The organism is Salegentibacter lacus (assembly GCF_020164555.1).
Lineage (GTDB): Bacteria > Bacteroidota > Bacteroidia > Flavobacteriales > Flavobacteriaceae > Salegentibacter > Salegentibacter lacus.
In genome coordinates, this window is record NZ_JAIQZB010000007.1 from 121,931 (window position 1) to 139,094 (window position 17,164).

16 protein-coding genes are annotated in these 17,164 nt (G+C 36.7%); 12 read left to right on the forward strand and 4 right to left on the reverse strand.

The window, feature by feature from the left end; genetic code table 11:
* Window positions 1-41 precede the first annotated feature (41 nt).
* On the forward strand, window positions 42-857 hold the full coding sequence (locus LB465_RS07320; RefSeq protein WP_224468759.1) for a 2,3,4,5-tetrahydropyridine-2,6-dicarboxylate N-succinyltransferase: 816 nt from the start codon (window positions 42-44) through the stop codon (window positions 855-857).
* Between the two features lie 35 nt (window positions 858-892).
* Window positions 893-1,966 carry a glycosyltransferase family 9 protein gene (locus LB465_RS07325; protein WP_224468761.1) on the forward strand — a complete coding sequence of 358 codons (1,074 nt, stop codon included), beginning with the start codon at window positions 893-895 and terminating at the stop codon, window positions 1,964-1,966.
* Here the strand turns inward: LB465_RS07325 and LB465_RS07330 are convergent.
* Window positions 1,913-2,749: a glycosyltransferase family 2 protein gene (locus tag LB465_RS07330; RefSeq protein WP_224468763.1), complete on the reverse strand. Its 837-nt coding sequence runs from the start codon at window positions 2,747-2,749 to the stop codon at window positions 1,913-1,915. The two genes, LB465_RS07325 and LB465_RS07330, sit on opposite strands and share 54 nt — an antisense overlap.
* A gap of 64 nt (window positions 2,750-2,813) precedes the next feature.
* Here LB465_RS07330 and LB465_RS07335 point away from each other — a divergent pair, with 64 nt between their 5' ends.
* On the forward strand, window positions 2,814-3,821 hold the full coding sequence (locus LB465_RS07335) for a glycosyltransferase family 2 protein (RefSeq protein ID WP_224468765.1): 1,008 nt from the start codon (window positions 2,814-2,816) through the stop codon (window positions 3,819-3,821).
* 13 nt (window positions 3,822-3,834) lie between these two features.
* Here the strand turns inward: LB465_RS07335 and LB465_RS07340 are convergent, their stop codons facing one another.
* Both LB465_RS07340 and LB465_RS07345 read right to left on the reverse strand, forming a co-directional pair.
* The gene (locus tag LB465_RS07340; protein WP_224468768.1) at window positions 3,835-4,581 is read right to left on the reverse strand and encodes a lipopolysaccharide kinase InaA family protein; all 747 of its coding nucleotides are present in this window, start codon (window positions 4,579-4,581) and stop codon (window positions 3,835-3,837) included.
* A 57-nt stretch (window positions 4,582-4,638) separates the two neighbouring features.
* Window positions 4,639-5,493 carry a glycosyltransferase family 90 protein gene (locus LB465_RS07345; protein ID WP_224468770.1) on the reverse strand — a complete coding sequence of 285 codons (855 nt, stop codon included), beginning with the start codon at window positions 5,491-5,493 and terminating at the stop codon, window positions 4,639-4,641.
* A gap of 414 nt (window positions 5,494-5,907) precedes the next feature.
* Here LB465_RS07345 and LB465_RS07350 point away from each other — a divergent pair, with 414 nt between their 5' ends.
* The 6 genes from LB465_RS07350 to LB465_RS07375 all read left to right on the forward strand — a co-directional run bounded on the left by LB465_RS07350 (window position 5,908) and on the right by LB465_RS07375 (window position 12,047).
* The gene (locus LB465_RS07350; protein ID WP_224468773.1) at window positions 5,908-7,035 is read left to right on the forward strand and encodes a glycosyltransferase family 4 protein; all 1,128 of its coding nucleotides are present in this window, start codon (window positions 5,908-5,910) and stop codon (window positions 7,033-7,035) included.
* Window positions 7,022-7,591 (forward strand): L-threonylcarbamoyladenylate synthase, encoded by a 570-nt coding sequence (locus tag LB465_RS07355; protein ID WP_224468775.1) that lies wholly within the window; start codon window positions 7,022-7,024, stop codon window positions 7,589-7,591. The genes LB465_RS07350 and LB465_RS07355 overlap by 14 nt, the downstream gene beginning before the upstream one ends.
* A gap of 179 nt (window positions 7,592-7,770) precedes the next feature.
* Window positions 7,771-9,204, forward strand: coding sequence for a CCA tRNA nucleotidyltransferase (locus tag LB465_RS07360; protein ID WP_224468778.1), 1,434 nt, complete (start codon window positions 7,771-7,773; stop codon window positions 9,202-9,204).
* A 50-nt stretch (window positions 9,205-9,254) separates the two neighbouring features.
* Window positions 9,255-10,280: a COX15/CtaA family protein gene (locus LB465_RS07365; protein WP_224468780.1), complete on the forward strand. Its 1,026-nt coding sequence runs from the start codon at window positions 9,255-9,257 to the stop codon at window positions 10,278-10,280.
* A 24-nt stretch (window positions 10,281-10,304) separates the two neighbouring features.
* Complete coding sequence (locus tag LB465_RS07370; RefSeq protein WP_224468782.1) at window positions 10,305-10,814, forward strand: plasmid pRiA4b ORF-3 family protein; 510 nt, start codon at window positions 10,305-10,307, stop codon at window positions 10,812-10,814.
* A gap of 174 nt (window positions 10,815-10,988) precedes the next feature.
* The gene (locus LB465_RS07375) at window positions 10,989-12,047 is read left to right on the forward strand and encodes a nucleoid-associated protein (protein ID WP_075326257.1); all 1,059 of its coding nucleotides are present in this window, start codon (window positions 10,989-10,991) and stop codon (window positions 12,045-12,047) included.
* Window positions 12,048-12,113: 66 nt separating this feature from the next.
* Here LB465_RS07375 and LB465_RS07380 read toward each other — a convergent pair whose 3' ends face one another.
* Window positions 12,114-13,184 carry a hypothetical protein gene (locus LB465_RS07380; RefSeq protein ID WP_224468892.1) on the reverse strand — a complete coding sequence of 357 codons (1,071 nt, stop codon included), beginning with the start codon at window positions 13,182-13,184 and terminating at the stop codon, window positions 12,114-12,116.
* Between the two features lie 94 nt (window positions 13,185-13,278).
* On the opposite strand from LB465_RS07380, the gene LB465_RS07385 reads away from it, so the two are divergent.
* The 3 genes from LB465_RS07385 (at window position 13,279) to uvrB (ending at window position 17,164) form a co-directional block, all read left to right on the forward strand.
* Window positions 13,279-14,184, forward strand: coding sequence for an ABC transporter ATP-binding protein (locus LB465_RS07385; protein WP_224468784.1), 906 nt, complete (start codon window positions 13,279-13,281; stop codon window positions 14,182-14,184).
* Complete coding sequence (locus LB465_RS07390; RefSeq protein WP_224468786.1) at window positions 14,184-15,020, forward strand: ABC transporter permease; 837 nt, start codon at window positions 14,184-14,186, stop codon at window positions 15,018-15,020. Before LB465_RS07385 ends, LB465_RS07390 begins: the two co-directional genes overlap by 1 nt.
* Window positions 15,021-15,154: 134 nt before the next feature.
* The gene (gene uvrB / locus LB465_RS07395; protein WP_224468788.1) at window positions 15,155-17,164 is read left to right on the forward strand and encodes an excinuclease ABC subunit UvrB; all 2,010 of its coding nucleotides are present in this window, start codon (window positions 15,155-15,157) and stop codon (window positions 17,162-17,164) included.

Below are 17,164 nucleotides of genomic sequence, written 5' to 3' on the forward strand. Positions count from 1 at the left end.
AATTAGCCTTAAGCTATTATATTTGCTAAAAATCGATAAAAATGGATCATTTAGAAGCTAAGATCAATGAAGCCTGGGAAAACCGGGATTTACTAAAAGATACAGAAACCATAAAAGCTATTCGCGAAGTTATTTCCCTATTAGACGCGGGAAAACTGAGAACAGCCGAGCCTACCGAAAACGGCTGGCAGGTAAATGAATGGGTGAAAAAAGGTGTAGTGCTTTACTTCCCCATCCAAAAAATGGAAACTTTGGAAGCTGGTATCTTTGAATACCATGATAAAATTCCGTTGAAGAAAGGATATAAAGAAAAAGGAATTCGTGTAGTTCCGAATGCTGTTGCAAGACACGGAGCATATATCTCCAGCGGAGTAATTCTGATGCCGAGTTATGTGAATATTGGGGCTTATGTAGACGAAGGCACGATGGTAGATACCTGGGCAACTGTAGGAAGTTGTGCCCAAATTGGTAAAAACGTTCACCTAAGTGGTGGTGTAGGAATTGGCGGGGTTTTAGAACCTTTACAGGCTTCTCCTGTAATTATTGAAGACAACGCATTTTTAGGCTCAAGAAGTATTGTTGTTGAAGGTGTGAAAGTTGAAAAAGAAGCTGTTTTGGGAGCCAATGTCGTTCTTACTGCTTCCACTAAAATTATAGATGTTACCGGCGATGAGCCTAAAGAAATGAAAGGCATTGTTCCGGCAAGATCGGTTGTAATTCCAGGAAGTTATACCAAGAAATTCCCTGCAGGAGAATATAATGTGCCGTGTGCCCTTATTATTGGAAAACGAAAAGAGTCTACCAACAAAAAGACTTCTCTCAATGACGCTTTAAGGGAATATAATGTAGCGGTTTAATTGCCGAGGGAACTAGATAACAGGATGAGGAACGAATGAAGATTTTAATAATTCAAAATAAGAGAATTGGCGATGTGTTAATTGCTTCAATTATCCCGGCCAATCTCAAGAAAACCTATCCAAATTCTGTTATCTTTTTCCTTTGTAATCAATATGCAGCACCGGTTCTGGATAACAATCCTCATATAGACCGGCTAATTGTTATTCAAGAGTATAAACTCAAAGAAATAATAAGTCTAAGCAGGATTGCACATTTCTTAAGAAAGGAAAAATTTGATGTGATTATTGATCCTTATGTTAAGTTAGGAAGTCAGTTTCTAAGTTTATTTAGCGGTGCAAAAAAAAGAATCAGTTATAAAAAAAGAACTCTTCCAGGTGCTTATACTCACCAGGTTTCTTTTCTAACAGAAAAAACATCTACCTACGGCAAGGCTATAGATGAGCGTCTCAACCTTATAAAGGTTCTGGACAGTAGCGAAGATTTACTAATAAATCCTCAAATCTTTCTAACACAAAAAGAAATTGAGGAAGGCAAAAAGATGCTATCAAGCTTGGATTCATCGAGAAAGACCATAATTTTTGGCCTTCTGGGTAGCAATAGGTATAAATCCTTACCTGAGTCTTATATAGTGGAACTAATAAATTTTGTAGCCGATAACTATCAAGTAAATATTTTATTCAATTATATGCCATCCCAACTGGAAGAAGCTAGCTGTATAATCAGTAAAATAAAACCTTCAGAAAAGATATATAAAAGCGTATTCTGTGAAGGCTTAAGGGATTTTATAAAGATAGCTTATCATTGTGATGGTATGATTGCCAATGAAGGTGGCAGTGTTCATATCGTAAAAGCTTTTAAGAAACCTACTTTCACTATTTTTTCCCCCTTTATCCCAAAAGAATCCTGGGGTACTTTTGAAAATGAGCCGCAGAACCAATCTATTCATCTCAACGAGATAAAACCGGAATTACTTAAAAATAAAACTCAGCAGTCACTTTATAAAGAAAGCCTTGAGTTATACAAAGAATTGTCTCCTTTCTATATTCTACCAGAACTAAAAAGATTTATGAGTAGAAACTTTATTAATTCCGAAATCGGTAGTTGTTAAACCTTCATCTCTGGTTTTTTTACGTATAGCTCTATTTTTCTCAATGGATTCCTGGTTTTTATAGCCCCGCTTATGGTCCAGGTGAAGACAAATAGCAGAATATCTTATTTGCTTACCTTTAATTCCCAAATTAACCAGCCTTTCACCTAACTCCCTATCCTGTCCGCCATATTGCATTCGCTCATCAAAACCGTTCACTTCAAGAATGTCTCTTTTCCATCCCGAGGCATTATGGCCATTCCAGGTAGGAGATGTTGGTGTTAACTTATTTAATAAAAGTGCTTTCCAGGTTTTTGCGCTGATTTTGCTGTTTTTGAAGGTTGTTTTTAGCCCTTTACTTTTCAACCAATCAAGATTGAAACACCTACCCGTTAGAATATCTTCTTTTGAAATATCTTTGGAAATACTCATAGGTAATTTAAAATAGCCACCACTAAGGAAATATCCGTGATTTCTATATTTCACGTGTACTTCTACAAAATCTTCACGTGCAATACAATCTCCATCACTCATTATAATATAATCGCTTTCACAAGCTAGGATCGCCTTATTCAAGATTTCTGATTTTTGAAAACCACGATCGGGATGCCAAACATGTTTTATTTTAAAAGCTGTGATTTTTCTAAATCTCTCAATAAGTTGTTTTGTAGTTTCGTTGGACCCATCATCTGCAATAACGATTTCAAAATTAGGGTAAGATTGCACGGTATAACTCCATAAAACTTTTTCCAACCATTCCTCAGCATTGTAAGTGCTTAGAATTATAGAAGTATCAATAGGCATTGCTAAATTGTATTTAAGTCAAAAATACGTAATTTTAGCGATTTGAATTCCTTTACAAAAATAAATGCCAGCAAAGATTACGGTTCTAATCCCCACCTATAACGAGGAAGATTTAATAGCGCAAGCTATCAACTGCTCGCAATTTGCAGATGAAATTCTTATTATAGACTCATATAGTGAGGATAATACCATTGAAATCGCGAAGAAATATAAATGCAATATTTTGCAGCGGAAATTTGATAATTTTTCCAACCAAAAGAACTTTGCAATTTCAAAAGCCAAAAATGATTGGATTCTTGTCCTTGATGCCGATGAAATAATAACTTACCAACTTCGCGAAGAAATTTTAAAGGCAATTAACAATCCCGAGCATCAGGCTTATAAAATGCTTTTTAAGAATTTTTTCATCAACCGTTTTATTCACCACGGAAGCAATGGAAAAAAACTAAAACTCAGACTTTTTAACCGAAAATCCTGTCATTATAAAGGTCTTGTGCACGAAGAACTTATCTGTAATGGTAGTATAGGAGAACTTAAAGGAAGAATGTTACATTATACCTATAGGAGTTTAGCACATTTCTTTCAGAAAAAAAACCAATATTCTTCCCTACAATCAAAACAGTTGTTTAAAAAGAAAAAAAAAGCGGGATGGTTTGAGCTTATGTTTAAGCCCGGTTACAGATTTCTAAACGAATATATCCTAAGATTAGGCTTTCTGGACGGGGTAGCCGGCTTAACCTCTACTGCTATGAATGGTTATGGTGTTTTGAGCCGATATGTAAAATTAGAAATTCTTAACGATAGAATAAACAACCCAATGCTATGCAATTATGATCAATATACCAGTTCGTTAATGCATCTTGCTAAAGAAAAAGCCTATTCAAAAAATATTAATACGCCTGTTTATATTATTGATTTCTTTTGGTATCCTTTCCGAAGCTTTCTATCTACTTTATTTTTAAAAAAACAAATCTTAAAGGGAAAAGAAGGATACATTATAAGTTACTTAGATGGTTTTGAAAATTATAATACTGTTCTCTACCATTGGCTTAGAAAAAGAAATTTAGAGTAAATCATTTTAATCTTTACAATCCCAGTTTTGCTTTTAATCTTTTCTTTCTCAATGCTTTTTTCTGAAATTCCTGAATATAACCCCATAATTTATCGAAAACCAAAGATTCTTCCTGCGGAATCAATTTCGAATACTCATTTGCAATTATTACAGCCATCTCTCTACTTGGAGTAATCCTGTGAAAGTTCTTCATTCTATCTTCAAAACCCATGGTTTTAAATTCCATTCGGTTTAAATCCACCAAAGAAAACCTATATCCTTCCGGCGTTTTTTCAATTAAACTGTTTCCGGGAGAATGATCTAAAAAATTGACGTTATTTTCGTGTAACTTGAATGTAAACCGGGCAAATTCTCTAAGAATATTTTCACGATCAGGATAACCCGGATCGTGAATAAGTTCTCTAATTGTGAGCTGACACAAAGCCTCTTCACATAAATAATAGCTGCTACCATAGAGTAAACCTTCTTCTTCGGCATAGGCAATAGGGGCCGGAGTTCCTAAATTGTGCTCTTTTAAATAAGTAGCATTTTCAAAAGACCTGCGAGCCTTAGATTTTCTTAAGTATTTATAAGCTACTTTATTTATGATATTGGGAACTTTAAATGATTTTACAACGATCTTCTCCCCTTCCAGATTAAATTTCTTTATCTCATTTCTTCGGGAATTACCAAAGTCTTTCCCTAAATTGTCGAAATTTTTTATGAGCGCTACGTATTTCTCTTTATCTGAAAGATATTCCGGGCTAAATACAAAATTCATTTCTATTATTATTGCTTTAAAATTAGGCCATAACATTAGTTTGGCTAGAAAACCATCTTAAATTTGTCCTGTTTTTTGTAGGTATTTTTCCATAACAGCAAGACCAATTAATTTCTCTCGCTTTTCGTCAAAAAACTGGGATACATATTCATTAGCATTATCAACAATTTTCTGAGCTTCTGTTTTATTATTTATATAATAGTTTAGCTTCTCTTCCAGATTGGAATAATCATCTTTTATATGAATATAATGAAAATCGGGTATCAGTTTTCCCTCCATAAACCAGGTTTCGTATTTAGGGGTGGGCATAACAGCTATAGAATTAGACGACATGATCCATTTTAAATTACTGGCAACATCAATCCCTTCTAAAGCGAGAATAAATTTATATTTTAAATGATCATATAATGAGCACTTTTCAACCTTCCAGTTTTCAGGCAGAATATTTTTCTTTGTAATATTCCCTAGATCACAAAGTGGATGTCCAAAATATTTCTCCATAAAATCAATTCGATGAGGTTTATTATCAACTTTCCCCCTAAAGATTAATTTATCTTCTTTTTCTTCCCATCTCAGCCTATCCTTAATAAAGATAAAATGCCGAACCTTCACTAACTTAAGCAAAATAGAGTTTTGATTAGAATCGCAAATTGGCCGGCTTTTAACAATAGAAGGAATTTGGGGAATATAGGTTATATCTCCGGGTAGAAAGCTCCATTTGTAATCTTTATTAAACCAGGAAATAATTTGGTGAGCATCTAAAAAATATACAGATTTTACTTTTTTTGATCTTTTAAGATATCCCAGTTTTTCCAGAGAGTCCGGCAAAACTTGATCAGTTTCTAATTTATTGTAGTAATTTACTCTGTTTTCTATATAAGTTGCATCATCTCTATATTCTATAAGCTGCAAATTTTTCTTCAACCTTTTTATAAAAAAAAATCGAGGCACCATGAGTCGTGCATAATTTGAAACATAATAAGGAAACTTAGGATTTTTACCCGATTTGAAAAGGTATCTCAAATTCATAATTCAACATCATTTTTAAATACTACTTCTTTGCAAAGAAACAGCTTTTATAAAAATCAAACGGTTTAAAAAAGCACTTAGGCTAAGCTTCTTTTTTAAACTAAATTCATATTTTGAAATAGTATACTACCTTGGAGCAAGCTCACGAGGCATTCATAGTAAACAATTATTTAAATTTTGAGACAGGCCCGCCTGAATGATTCAAACAGGTCTTAAAGCATTTAAATCTCGATTATCGAGTAAACGTGCAAATATGCAGATTTATTTACCTTAGCTGTCTGAATAAACTAATTGTTTTTGAAAGCTACTCTAAAAATCTTGCATGTTTCTGCCGTTAAAAATTGGGGAGGCGGCGAAAACCAAATTGAACTGCTATGTGAAGAATTTAAAAACAATCATCCTGAGGTCGAAAATCTTATACTTTGTGTCGGGAAAGGTTTATTTCATAAAAAACTAAAAAACACCAGTTTAAATTTCAAAACGGCATCGCTTAGCTTTAATTTCGATCTTCGGTATAGTTTGAAAATCGGCAGAATTTGTAAAAAAGAACAAATAGATCTTATTCATATTCACGATCCTAAAGCACTTTCCCTGGTGGTTTTAGCCGATAAATTTTATAATTTACCCGCTATGGTTTTTAGTAAGAAAACCTCGTTTCCTATCAAAAACCGAAAGCAAACCCTTTTTAAATACCACTATCCAAAGCTGAAACGCATCTTTTGTGTATCAGAAAGAACCAAAACTATTACTGCGGAAACGCTAAAAAACCAAAGTCGGTTAAAGACAATCTATCACGGACTTAATCTTGAAAAGCAAAAAAATATTGCTGCAAAAATTGATCTTCGGGAAAAACTGGGACTTGCTAAAGATGTTATCCTCGTAGCAAATATCGGGAATCATATTCCGGCGAAAAATCTGGCTACATTTATTAAAACTGCCGAAAAAACACTTCAGCAACGCGAAAAATTGAAGTTTCATTTTGTTCAAATCGGTCAATTTTCTTCTGAGACTCCAGGTTTACTTAAGCAGCTAAAAACAAATAATTTAGATACGGATATTAGCTTTTTGGGATTTATAGAAAATGCATCGACTGTGATTCCGCAGTTAGATTATTTACTCTTGACTTCGAATTCCGAAGGTGTTCCAAATGTGATCTACGAAGCATTTTACCATAAAGTTCCTGTAATCGCTACAAATGTGGGCGGAATTCCCGAAATTGTGACCCATATGGAAAACGGACTTTTAGCCGATGCTTTTGACGCTGAAAAATTAGCTGAACATATACTATTTCTAGAGAAAAACCAGGAACTAATCCCTCGTTTTACTGAAAATGCCCATAAAAAAGTGGTGGAAAATTTCACTACAAAAAAAATGGCCAAACAAACACTACAAGAATACAAAAACGTCCTTTATGGAAGATATTAAAACTGAAATGCAAAACGCATTAGCCACCTTAAAACGCGGCGGACTTATACTCTACCCTACCGATACGGTTTGGGGAATTGGCTGTGATGCTACCAATGCTGAAGCGGTAGATAAAGTTTATGCACTAAAAAAACGAAAGGAAAGTCAGGCGTTGATTTGCCTGGTTTCAGACTATAAAATGCTAAACCAGTTTATAGAAGATGTGCCGGAAGTGGCTTACGATATTCTAAAATTTGCCCGCAAACCCACCACAATAATTTACGATGATCCAATTCGGGTAGCCGAGAACCTTATCGCAGCTGATAATTCTTTGGCGATTAGGGTTTCCAAGGATAAATTTAGTAATGATTTGGCAAAAAGATTTCGGAAACCAATCGTTTCTACTTCGGCTAACATCAGTGGTGAAAAAACCCCTGAATCCTTTGCTGAAATAAGCCCCGAAATTTTAGAAGGTGTGGACTATGTAGTAAATTTGCAAAAAAATAAAAAATCGGACAAACCTTCTGCCATCATTAAATTAAGCAACGACGGAAAGGTAAAAGTGATTAGGAAATAAGTGGAATTAAATAACATTTTTGACGTCAAGCTGAACTTGTTTCAGCTTCTAAGATCTTTTAACTATTAACAACTTAGATCCTGAAATAAATTCAGGATGACGTTCCCTAAGAATCCCCGCAAAAGAGCTCAAAATGAAAGGGCTTTAACGATTTAAAAGTTTACAAAGAAATTACAATAGTGAAGAATTATAAAGGAGCCTTATCTCACAATATTTTTAGAGTCATTACCCAGGCCTCAGAAGAACTCAAACTCGAAAGTTATGTGATTGGCGGTTTTGTCCGCGACCATATTCTACAGCGTGGAGAACCTAAAGATATTGATATCGTAGCGGTAGGAAGCGGAATAGAATTGGCTCGAAAGGTCGCTGAAATCCTTCCTCACAAACCCAAAGTCCAGGTTTTCAAAAACTACGGCACAGCAATGCTACGCGCATACGATATGGAAATCGAGTTTGTAGGTGCTCGTAAAGAAAGCTACCAGAAAGACAGCAGGAAACCTATTGTAGAAGACGGAAGTCTGGAAGACGATCAAAATCGGCGTGATTTTACCATAAACGCTCTCGCACTGGGTTTAAATGAAAGTAACTTCGGAAATCTTTTAGATCCATTTGAAGGAATTGAAGATTTAAATTCCAAAATCATAAAAACTCCTTTAGATCCCGATATCACATATTCTGATGATCCATTAAGAATGCTTAGGGCGATTCGTTTTGCCACGCAGCTTAATTTTAAGATTGAAAAAGAATCTTTGAATGCAATTACCCGAAATAAAAAACGCATTAAAATTATTTCGAAGGAGAGGATTACAGACGAGCTGCATAAAATTATGCTGGCCGAAAAACCTTCCAAAGGATTTTCTTTATTGCATAAAACCGGTTTGCTTCATATCATTATGCCTGAATTGACCGCCCTGGAAGGCATAGATGAAATTGAAGGTCAGAAACACAAAGATAATTTCTGGCATACGCTGGAAGTAGTAGATAATATTTCTGAAAATACTGATGATCTTTGGCTTCGCTGGGCCGCCCTATTACACGATATTGGAAAAGCACCAACTAAAAAGTTCCATAAGAAAATTGGGTGGACCTTTCACGGGCACGAGTTTGTTGGTGCTAAAATGGTTTTTAAACTTTTTAAACGACTTCGATTACCGCTTAACGATAAGATGAAATATGTCCAGAAACTGGTGCTGATGAGCTCCCGCCCTATTGCTATTGTGGATAACGATGTTACCGACTCTGCAGTACGCCGACTTATTTTTGACGCAGGTGAAGATATTGAAGACCTTATGACGCTTTGCGAGGCTGACATCACTACCAAAAACCCTAATCGTTTTAAAAAATATCACAATAATTTTAAAGTGGTTCGCACCAAAATGAAAGAGGTGGAAGAACGCGACCATGTTCGCCAGTTTCAACCTCCGGTAAGTGGTGAAGAAATTATGGAAACATTCAATATAAAACCTTCGCGAGAGATAGGCATTATAAAAGAAACGATTAAAGAAGCGATTCTGGAAGGGGAAATTCCAAATGAGCACGAAGCCGCCAGGGAGTTGATGTTGAAAAAAGGAAAAGAACTTGGGTTATCAGTTGGCAGTGAGCAGTCTCACTAGGCAGTAAGTTCAGTAAGCAGTTTGCAGTAAAAAATAAAGCTTGAATAAAAATGTATAGAAAATCGGTTAAAATTTCCCTGATCCTGGTGTACCTGGTTATTGTTGCCGGTGCAGTGGTTAGAATGACGGGCTCCGGAATGGGTTGCCCCGATTGGCCAAAGTGTTTCGGTTATTATATTCCACCAACAGAAGTTTCAGAACTCGAGTTTCAGGCCGATCGGGAGTATGAGAAAGGTCAGGTAATTATCGTAGACGAAACATTAAAAGTCGCTGCCGCTGATTTCACTTCCGCAGAAAATTATTCTGAAGAAAACTGGGAAACTTACACAAAACACGATTATGCCATTTTTAATCCTACGCATACCTGGGTTGAATATATCAACAGGCTTGCCGGAGCTTTAGCCGGATTTGCTGTGCTCATAATGGCGGTTCTCTCCTTTAGAAAATGGAAAAAAAGAAAACGAATTACTATACTTTCGTGGCTCAGCGTTTTCCTTATGGGCTTTCAGGCCTGGCTTGGTGCAACCGTAGTATATTCGGTATTATCTCCCGTCAGGATTACAATTCATATGGTGATGGCCCTGGTAATTGTAGCTTTGCTACTTTACTTATTATTTATCGCAGAAGAAAAAATTAAGAACAAAGTTCAAAATAGAAGCTTTAGAAACTTAATGATCTTAGCAGTTGCCCTAACACTTATTCAGGTTGTTTTAGGAACCCAGGTGAGACAGTTAGTTGATGAGCAAGTGAAAATGCTGGGTTACGATGCAAAAGAATTATGGCTGGCCAATCCTGATCTTAATTTTTATGTTCATCGTAGTTTTTCTATCCTTGTTCTCCTTGTAAACGCAGCACTCTGGTGGAAAAACCGAAAACTCCAGCTTCAGTTTGGAAAAATAAACTGGGTTATACTATTTCTCTTATTAGAAATTGCTACAGGAATTGCGATGTATAATTTTGATTTCCCGTTCCTTTCCCAACCACTTCATCTCGTGATTGCCTCGGTATTGTTCGGATTTCAGTTTTATTTATTATTGGAATGCTTTGCCGCGGGCAGAAAGTTGAAAACTTTGTAACTTTGCCCCTTAAAATTTGATATTATGGTTTACCGATTTAGAGTAATTCTTGATGCTGAGGAAGATGTGTTTAGAGATATAGAAATACTGCAGGAAAACACCCTGGAAGACCTTCATAACACCATTTTACAATCTTTTGGTTTTGATGGAACAGAGATGGCTTCTTTCTATTTAAGCGATGATGACTGGCAGCAAGGTGAAGAGTTTTCTCAGTTTGATATGGGCGGTGAAGTTCGTTTAATGAACGAAACCAGTCTTGAGTCTATTTTAGATGAAGACAATAGAAAAGTAATCTATATTTACGACTTCCTTAAAATGTGGACCTTCTTAATTGAACTTGCCCAGGTAGGCGAAATTGAAGCCGGAAGGGATTATCCAAACCTAATGTTTGTTCACGGTCAACTTCCTGATGAAGCGCCAGATAAGGATTTTGTTGGGGAAGATGATGAAGATGCTGGCGGCGGTGATATGTTTGATCAGGGTTTTAATACTAACGATTACGACGATCTTTCTTTTGACGAGAATTGGAATTGATTGCGAAGTAATCATCCCGAACTTGCTTCGGGATCTCAAATAACCGTAATTTCGAAAGCTGCCGTAAAGCTGAACTTATTTTCAGCTTCTAACTTGATAGAATTTAGAATTCTTTGCTTCATAAATTAAAAATAGATTTCCGACTTCTCGGAAATGACAAAAATTATATACTGAATGATCAACCTTTTTAATGCGCAAATTGAATCCCTTTCTATTCACAGAGTTGGGAACAAAAGCCGAAACGAGAACATTTTTCTCTCTGCTGCCCCTTATCAGTTAAACGATGAGATCACTCCTTTGATTAAGGAATATTTTCTAAAACCATTTAGAGAAAAAGAGGAAAATTATTTCAATTTTTCTCACGAAACCGATCTTGAATTCAACGAATTATATAACCTGGCGAATGCGGTATTTGACGATCCGGGTAACATTCACGAGGCTTCAAAAAAAATCACTACGCTCTTATTTGAGCAATCTTCACATCCGCATATTAAAAGCGGGGAAGTTTATGTTGTTTATTTTGAAAACCTGCAAATAGATAATGAAAAGGTTTCCGGGATTGGGATTTTTAAATCTGAATTAAAACATGATTTTCTTCAGTTTGAAGAAAATGGCAGCATTTTAGAAATGATCGTTCAGCAGGGAATTAACCTCAACAAACTCGATAAAGGCGCGCTTATTTTCAATAAAAATCGCGAGGAAGGTTATAAAATCCTTTCGGTAGATTCTAATAAATACGACACCAAATACTGGTTGGAGAACTTTTTGGGTGTAGATGTAATGCGCGATGAGAATTACAACACCAAAAGTTACCTGAACTTCTGTAAGAACTTCGCCAAAGATGTGGTTTTACCTGCGGAAGACAAAAAAGAAGAGGTGATGTTTATGAACCGAAGCATGGATTACTTCGCAAAAAACGATGACTTTGAAGAAAGTAATTTTTTGAATTCAGTCATTGATAATCCCGAACTACTACCTGAATTTCAGCATTATAAAACCGAAAAAGCGCCAAAATACAAAATTGAAGATCTTACTAATTTCCCTATCGCCAACAAAGCGGTAACCGATGCGCGAAAGAAAATTAAGAGCGTTATCAACCTGGATACCCATATTCAGATTAAAATGGATTTTGTAAACGCTGAATCGGCCGATAAGTTTGTGGAAAAAGGCTGGGATGAAGAAAAACAAATGTATTATTACCTGGTTTATTTTAATAAAGAGGAAAAAAGTTAAGCTGATTAGATATAAGAAAGAATCAAGACCTCAGGCTTTTAGATAGCTTAGAGGTTTTTTTTTATTTTATGAACTTTCCAGTAGGCGTTTCATATTGACATCTTCGTAATTTCTTCGTACAAAATCCAGGGCAGTTCTTAGAATCTGGCCCATTGTGCTTGCCCGTTTGAATTTAATATCCTTGGTATACTGGTAAAGATCCTTTCTCAGGGTTTTTACATTCGCTTGAGTAGAAACGTGATCGTTAATCATACAACGCAATAATTCTTTATATCGTGGCCGGGTATTGATAATCCTTTTAGCAAGTAGTGAACGCTCTTCTTTTCTATATTGCTCAATTGAAGATTCCTGGAGTTTCTCCTGAACCAACTCCACCATTTTTAAATTCTCCTTAAAAAACTGCGGACGATATACTTTTAAATTTCCCTCAAAACATTGCTGGTCAAAATCAATCGCCCTGATTTGGTATTCTACGTGATCAAAATCGTGGGTGGGAATTACCACATAATTATATGAGCGCATATCACCTAAAAGTCTTACCGTGCACCTCTCGTTAAATTTCACAAATTGTTTGGCTATTTGTGTTTGTGCCCTGTTATTGCAAGTTGGCAAATGATCTTCAATAAAAACGTCTCCTGGGATGCCTGCAATATGTTCCTCGATTAAAGTGTCTTTATAAACCAGGAAATTTATTCGGTGCGGAGAAAGTAAATGCTCCAGTTCAAGTCCGTAGATTCGGGAAGCATCAGCTTTTTTCACATAGAAATAAGTAAAACTATCATTCAGAATATTCCGCACTTTTATACGGAAAGGTTTCGAATTTCCGAAGGTGCAGTAATCAATCGCATCAACATTCAGGAATTCCAGCGAGTCGTCACTTCCGTCAGAATGCATAATGGTATAAACCTGCTTCAGGCTGTTATCAATTTCTTCCCGTTCAAAATCGGGGTAATAGCAGCGCACCCAAAAAGTATCTTCATCGTGCTGATCGTAAACCACTACGGAACCAGAAAAGCGTAGCAAATCGTCATAGAAAACCGGAATTTTGGTATTACGGTTATGCTTGGCCAGATATCGGTTTAACCTTTCATTTACTGCAAATGAAGGTTTTTTCTTTGACATCAGCTTTTCTTCCATATTAAGTTGGATTTTCATCAAAAATAAGCTTTATAAAGCGAAATCTGTAACAATTGTCTAACTTCGTCGTCATACTTTAAACTTTTCTTCAATTTTGGAAACAATTCTAAGTCTTAAAGACCTTACTAAAAAATATGGCACGCTAACCGCGGTAGACAACCTGTCTTTCACCATAGAAAAAGGCAACGTATATGGTATTTTAGGCCCTAACGGAAGTGGAAAATCTACCACGCTCGGAATGGTGCTAAACGTAGTAAACAAAACTTCGGGAGAATTTGCCTGGTTTAGCGGTAATATGGATACGCACGAGGCCCTAAAGAAAGTGGGCGCCATTATAGAACATCCCAATTTTTACCCATATATGACCGCTGCTCAAAACCTGGCGCTGGTTTGTAAAATTAAAGATGTTCCGAAAAGTAAAATTGACGAAAAACTGGAAATTGTAGGATTGCTGGATAGAAAAGACAGTAAATTCAGAACTTTCTCTTTGGGGATGAAACAACGCCTGGCCATTGCCTCTGCCCTGCTTAATGATCCGAAAATTCTAATTTTAGATGAACCAACAAACGGACTGGATCCGCAGGGAATTCATCAAATTCGGGAGATCATCAGGAAAATTGCTGCCGGTGGAACTACTATTTTACTCGCTTCGCATTTACTTGATGAAGTTGAAAAAGTCTGTTCTCACGTGGTGATTATAAGAAACGGGAAGAAACTTTACAGCGGGCCTGTAGATGCTATAAATGCCAGCCACGGTTTCTTTGAACTGCAGGCAAAAAATATGCAATTGCTCCAGGAATTACTTATTGCCCATCCCGGAATAGAAAATGTTTCAGAAAAAGAAAATATAGTCACGGCTATTCTTAGAGAGCCAATGGAAGCTGAAACTATTAACGAATATTTGTTTGAAAAAGGACTTTCGCTTTCCTACCTGGTAAAACGCAAAGAAAGCCTGGAAGAGCAATTCCTTCAATTAACCAATCAAACTACATCTGTATAATGCTACGACTTTTAGAGATAGAATATCATAAATTACGCTATAGCCGCTCGGCAAAAATACTGGTTTTCACCTATTTCATTTTAATAACTTTTATCGCTTTAATTGCTTCTATTGAATTCAATTTAGGGGCGATAAACTTTCGCGTTGCCGATCAGGGAATTTTCAATTTTCCCTATATCTGGCATTTTAATTCCTATATCGCAGCTTTGCTAAAACTCTTCCTGGCCATTGTAATCGTCTCGATGATGTCTAACGAATATAGCAACCGGACCTTAAAACAGAACCTGATTGACGGACTGAGCAAGAAGGAATTTATCGCTTCAAAATTCTTAACCGTTACGGTGTTTTCTTTGATCTCGACCTTATTTCTATTCATCGTTTCGTTGATTTTAGGACTGTCATTTTCAGATTTCACAGAAGCTTCCATCATCTTTTCAGATATGGAATATATGATCGCTTATTTCGTGAAACTTACAGGATTCTTCGCCTTTTGTATGTTCTTAGGAATTTTGATCAAACGATCAGCTTTCGCGCTTGGCTTTCTGTTTATATGGTGGATTTTAGAAAGTATTGTTTACGGCGTTTTAAAATGGCAGATTTTCAGAGATTCTGAAATTGCCGATAATATCGCACGATTTTTTCCGCTGGAGTCTATGAGCAATCTCATTAAAGAACCGTTCTCCAGGTTATCTGCCGTACAAACTGCCGCCACTCAACTAGGATCTGAATTTGATAAAGATTACGGTATTCATTGGGACCAGTTACTAATTGTAATATTTTGGACTGCCATCTTTGTTTTTCTTTCCTATAGCTTACTTAAAAAGCGTGATTTATAATCTTAAAAGGTGACATTTTAGCAAATTCTATTTTCGTTTCTAAAGCTTTAGGACTAAAAACGTTAAGGAAAAGTTTATCGGTTTGAATAGGCAGGATTATTGATTAGTTTCGTTAGAACAAGTCAGGAGCAGGAATGAAATTTAAGATAGAATCAGATTACAAACCCACCGGAGACCAGCCTAAAGCGATAGAACAACTGGTAACCGGAATCAATAATAACGACCAGTATCAAACCCTGCTTGGGGTAACGGGATCTGGGAAAACCTTTTCGGTAGCTAATGTAATTCAGGAGGTCCAAAAACCCACCTTGGTTTTGGCGCACAATAAAACCCTCGCCGCCCAGCTTTATTCAGAATTCAAGCAATTCTTTCCAGATAATGCCGTGGAGTATTTTGTGAGTTACTACGATTATTATCAGCCAGAAGCTTTTATTCCTACCTCGGGAACTTATATTGAAAAAGATCTTTCTATAAATGAAGAAATTGAAAAGTTACGACTCAGTACAACTTCTTCCCTTTTAAGCGGAAGAAGAGACGTGATTGTGGTGGCTTCGGTTTCCTGTTTATATGGTATTGGTAACCCTGTTGAATTCCGTAAAAATGTGGTTTCGATTGAAAGGGACATGCAACTTTCCCGCACCAAGTTTTTACACCAGCTTGTTCAAAGTCTTTATTCCCGTACGGAAGCTGAATTCTCCCACGGAAATTTCAGAATAAAAGGAGATACGGTAGATGTGTTCCCAAGTTATGCCGACAATGCTTTTAGAATTCACTTTTTTGGAGATGAAATTGAAGAAATTGAAGCTTTTGATCCCGGCACCAACGATATTATTGAAAAATACGAACGCCTAAATATTTATCCCGCCAATATGTTCGTGACTTCTCCCGATGTGATGCAAAATGCCATTCACCACATTCAGGACGATCTTGTAAAACAGGTAGATTATTTCAGGGATATTGGGAAACACCTGGAGGCAAAACGCCTGGACGAGAGAACCAATTTTGACCTGGAAATGATTCGAGAACTGGGCTATTGTTCCGGTATTGAAAATTATTCAAGATATCTTGACGGCAGGCAACCCGGCACCCGGCCTTTCTGCCTTTTAGATTATTTCCCGGATGATTTTTTAATGGTAGTAGACGAGAGTCACGTAACCATTCCGCAGGTGCACGCGATGTATGGTGGGGATAGATCCAGGAAAGAAACTTTGGTGGAATACGGATTTAGACTTCCAGCCGCGATGGATAACCGGCCACTTAAGTTTGAAGAATTTGAGGCACTGCAGAATCAGGTGATTTATGTGAGTGCCACTCCAGCAGATTACGAATTACAAAAATCTGAAGGTGTGTATGTGGAGCAGGTTATAAGGCCAACCGGACTTCTAGATCCTGTGATTGAAGTACGACCCAGCTTAAACCAAATTGATGATCTTATTGAAGAAATTCATACCAGAAACGAAAAAGATCAAAGAACCCTGGTAACAACCCTTACCAAAAGAATGGCCGAGGAACTTACCAAGTATCTCACCCGTATTGATATTAGGTGCCGATATATCCACTCTGATGTTGACACCCTGGAGAGGGTAGAAATTATGCAGGATTTAAGACGCGGGTTATTTGATGTGCTAATTGGAGTAAACTTACTAAGAGAAGGTCTGGATCTTCCAGAAGTATCCTTGGTAGCGGTAATTGATGCCGATAAAGAAGGATTTTTAAGAAGTAACCGGTCACTAACCCAAACCATTGGTCGTGCAGCCCGTCACGTAGAGGGTAAGGCGATTTTATATGCCGATAAAATTACCGACAGTATGCAAAAAACCATCGATCAAACTGAATATCGAAGGACCAAACAGATTGCCTACAACACCGAAAATAACATTCGACCTACCCCATTGGTTAAAAAGCTTGAAAATAGCACCTTGATTAAAGAAAAACTAGATGTCTATGATGCAGAAAAACCATTAACAACTAAAGCCGCCGAAGCTGAGGTTGCCTATATGAGCAAACCCGATCTGGAAAAGAGAATTCGAGAGAAGAGAAAAGCCATGGAAAAAGCAGCTAAAGATTTAGACTTTATGGCTGCGGCCAAACACAGGGACGAGATAAAAATGCTTCAGAATAAAGTTAAGGAAGCCCAGGGATAG

Excerpts from the sequence above, each read along its gene's own strand:
- LB465_RS07375 (WP_075326257.1), top strand. The coding sequence starts at position 10,989 with ATGATCAACCTTTTTAATGCGCAAATTGAATCCCTTTCTATTCACAGA.
- LB465_RS07355 (WP_224468775.1), top strand. The coding sequence starts at position 7,022 with ATGGAAGATATTAAAACTGAAATGCAAAACGCATTAGCCACCTTAAAA.
- LB465_RS07380 (WP_224468892.1), bottom strand. The coding sequence starts at position 13,184 with ATGGAAGAAAAGCTGATGTCAAAGAAAAAACCTTCATTTGCAGTAAAT.
- uvrB (WP_224468788.1), top strand. The coding sequence starts at position 15,155 with ATGAAATTTAAGATAGAATCAGATTACAAACCCACCGGAGACCAGCCT.
- LB465_RS07330 (WP_224468763.1), bottom strand. The coding sequence starts at position 2,749 with ATGCCTATTGATACTTCTATAATTCTAAGCACTTACAATGCTGAGGAA.
- LB465_RS07390 (WP_224468786.1), top strand. The coding sequence starts at position 14,184 with ATGCTACGACTTTTAGAGATAGAATATCATAAATTACGCTATAGCCGC.
- LB465_RS07365 (WP_224468780.1), top strand. The coding sequence starts at position 9,255 with ATGTATAGAAAATCGGTTAAAATTTCCCTGATCCTGGTGTACCTGGTT.
- LB465_RS07335 (WP_224468765.1), top strand. The coding sequence starts at position 2,814 with ATGCCAGCAAAGATTACGGTTCTAATCCCCACCTATAACGAGGAAGAT.
- LB465_RS07325 (WP_224468761.1), top strand. The coding sequence starts at position 893 with ATGAAGATTTTAATAATTCAAAATAAGAGAATTGGCGATGTGTTAATT.
- LB465_RS07320 (WP_224468759.1), top strand. The coding sequence starts at position 42 with ATGGATCATTTAGAAGCTAAGATCAATGAAGCCTGGGAAAACCGGGAT.
- LB465_RS07340 (WP_224468768.1), bottom strand. The coding sequence starts at position 4,581 with ATGAATTTTGTATTTAGCCCGGAATATCTTTCAGATAAAGAGAAATAC.
- LB465_RS07370 (WP_224468782.1), top strand. The coding sequence starts at position 10,305 with ATGGTTTACCGATTTAGAGTAATTCTTGATGCTGAGGAAGATGTGTTT.